The sequence below is a fragment of the Phocaeicola sp. ICN-14070 genome, assembly GCF_037892625.1.
Classification (GTDB): Bacteria; Bacteroidota; Bacteroidia; order Bacteroidales; family Bacteroidaceae; genus Phocaeicola; species Phocaeicola plebeius.
Genome location: NZ_JBBKBF010000133.1, coordinates 1 through 2,781, shown reverse-complemented (window position 1 = coordinate 2,781; position 2,781 = coordinate 1). Strand labels below are relative to the sequence as shown.

Here is a 2,781-nt window from a genome sequence, read left to right as displayed (position 1 = left end):
TGCATATTCCGGCGGATACCCGTTCAGCATTTCCGGTGATATCCGTTCAGTCCCCAGTTAGTATTCAGTGTTGTTGGCAAAGTTAATACTTCTTTCTTAGGCTCTCTCCTTTAAGGTCAAATTTTATTGCCTTATGCACGATTCTGTCCAGACAGGCTTCCGCAATGAGCTCGCTTTGGAACACATCATACCAGTCTGCAACGGGAAGCTGGCTGGCCAGGATGAGTGCCTTCCGGTTGTACCGGTCATCTATGATCTGTTCAAAGTCATGCTGTATCTGGCCGTCCAGCTTGACCATCCCAAAGTCATCGATAATCAGCAGGTCATGTGCGTTCAGCTTCCGGAAGAAGTTTGTTTCCCGTCCTTCCAGATGTGCAAGCTTCAGGTTCTCGATGAGCATGTTCATCGTGAAGTACAGTACCTTCCGGCCGTTCCTGCATGCCCTGTCACCCAGGGCACAGGCAAAGTAGGACTTCCCGGTTCCTGCCGGTCCGGTAATGATGACCGTCATTCCGCCCATGATGTAATTTCCGGTTGCAAGGTCGGCTGCAGAGCAGGCCTGTATGCCCCTTGCCGTGTCCGTTTCAAGTTCTTCCATCGAGGCTCTCAGACGGAAGCCGGCATTCTTTATAAGACGCTGGATGCGGTTGTTCCCTCTCGTGTCACGTTCGTACTGGAGCATGATCTGCATGCCTTCACGCAGGGTAAGCTTGTCCAACTGATGTGTTTCTTCCAGAGAGCTCCAGCAGCTTGCCATTCCCGGAAGCTTCAGCTCGTGCAGTGTTCTTTCTGTTTCGTTGCTCATAATCATTTATTGTTGTTGGTTTATGTCATTTCCTGTAAAATAGTCTTTTCCGCGCATGTTCCCGTGGTTTGACGGTGTAGGCGCATGGAAGATTACCGTCTCGTCTGCGGATGCATTCATGCCGTTACGTCTGAGTATGGCTTCAAACTTGCTGTAGGAGTAAATACCGTACTCCATGCACTGACGGCAGGTAAGGTCAAACGTGGCAAGGTCATACTTCCTTCTGAGGCTGACTATGGAGTTGCACAGCTTGTAATACACCTCTTCAGGCTGTGCGGTACGTTTGGGGTCAAAGATTCTTTTTACATATTCATGGCAGTCAGGTGATATATCTTTTGCTTTCTCCACATAATAGGCTGCCGAACGCTCCATAATCACCCTGCAGCTGGATGCGAGATGTTCCCTGACTGTGGTATAGCCGTATGTATGGCTGCGGATATGTGAGGCCACCAGTTTCTGCTCCACATAGACCTTGACCCATGAACGCGTAAAGACTACTCTTGCCTGTTTTCCTACATGGATATAGGGGACGGAGTAAAAATGGGTCACCTTGTCCTGTCTCAGCTCCACATGGCAGTTTGCCTGTACTTTCAGATCGGCATACAGGCGCATCTCATAGGGTTCCGGTTTCAAGGGTTTCAGCAGCTCCTTCTCCATGGCATGAAAACGCTCCTCACGGCTGTAGGGACGCTTCTGCATACGGGTCTGGTTGTGCCTTTCCATCAGCTCCCATACGGCACGGTTCAGTTCCAGGAGTGAATGGAAGGTACGGTTACGCAATCTGGCATAGACACGGTTATATGTAATCCTTACGGAGTCCTCTACCAGAGCCTTCTGTGTCGGCGATGCCGGGTCGCATGGCAGTACCACGAAATGGTAGTAGTTGCCCATGTCCTCAAGAGCCTTGTTCAGCTTCGGCTCATGCCGGTCATTGCTGATTACAGCCGATTTGAGGTTGTCAGGAGTCAGTATGGAAGGTACACCGCCCAGATGTTCCAGACACATCCTTATGGCATACAGAAAGTCCTCCGTCTTCTGCGAAGGTACACATACCACATAGGTATAGTCGCTGTAAGGCATGCAGGCGACAAACACCTCCACCTTGACAATTTCTCCGGTTTCGGCATCCACATAGCTGAGCTTGTCACCGGCAAAGTCCACCATGAGCTTTTCACCCGGTTTGTAGGTGTTGACCAGTACGGCCGTAACATCCTTCTTCGCAACGAGATTCTGCTTCAGATGGTAATAGAACTGTGACTTGCCGTAACCATCGGGATGAGTCGCACGGTATTCATCGAACAGGACCTGACGGCTTACATGGGATTTGGGGTCCGCCAGCAGTTCCCTGTATCTGGGTAGCAGGATCAGAAACTCTTCCATTCTCCTGTCCGTATATGCCGGAGAACCAGCATGGAACATCCGTTCCAACTCGGGATCGTCAATCTCAAGGAGGTCGCTGATGTTCCATCCGTTGGCTTTTACTGTATTCACATAACCGTTGACGGTTTCCTTGTCAATCGGTAACTTGCGGCTTACACCGCGGTTGGATTCTCCGGCCTGCTTGAGCTGGAGTACTTGTTTTATCAGACTCATATCCTTTGTTGTTCCTGCCATGACTGTGCTGTTTCTTGTTAGCTTACCAGCACAAAGGAAACTGAAACCGGGGAAAGAATGAACGGATATGCTCCGGAAACGAAGATATACGCTCACAATTCCATGCACGGCTGAACGGATATACTCCGGAAAATCTGAAAGCATACGTCTAAAGTGAACGGGTATGCTCCGGAAAAAGGGTGCTACAACCTGCAATTCTCGGAGGTGAACGGATATGCTCCGGAAAAATTGAGATTTTAATGTCTGGTTATCCATTTTTTCATCCTTTTAGGGGATGAACGGATAAAAATTACGCTTTTAAGGTATGGTTTTATACCCTAATAAGCTGCCGGAAAGTGAACGGGTATGCTCCGGAATATGTA

Annotated in this window: 2 protein-coding genes; both read right to left on the bottom strand. The window is 49.3% G+C overall.

Annotated features, from left to right (window positions below):
* Positions 1–82: 82 nt before the first annotated feature.
* A complete protein-coding gene (gene istB, locus WKT20_RS17855; protein WP_340417844.1) occupies positions 83–805 on the bottom strand; it encodes an IS21-like element helper ATPase IstB in 723 nt (240 codons plus the stop codon).
* A 6-nt stretch (positions 806–811) separates the two neighbouring features.
* Entirely contained in the window at positions 812–2,419 is a 1,608-nt protein-coding gene (gene istA, locus WKT20_RS17850) for an IS21 family transposase (protein ID WP_340417843.1), read from the bottom strand.
* Positions 2,420–2,781 lie beyond the last annotated feature (362 nt).

Bases quoted from the DNA above. Each gene is read 5' to 3' on its own strand.
- istB (WP_340417844.1), bottom strand. From the start codon at position 805: ATGAGCAACGAAACAGAAAGAACACTGCACGAGCTGAAGCTTCCGGGA.
- istA (WP_340417843.1), bottom strand. From the start codon at position 2,419: ATGGCAGGAACAACAAAGGATATGAGTCTGATAAAACAAGTACTCCAG.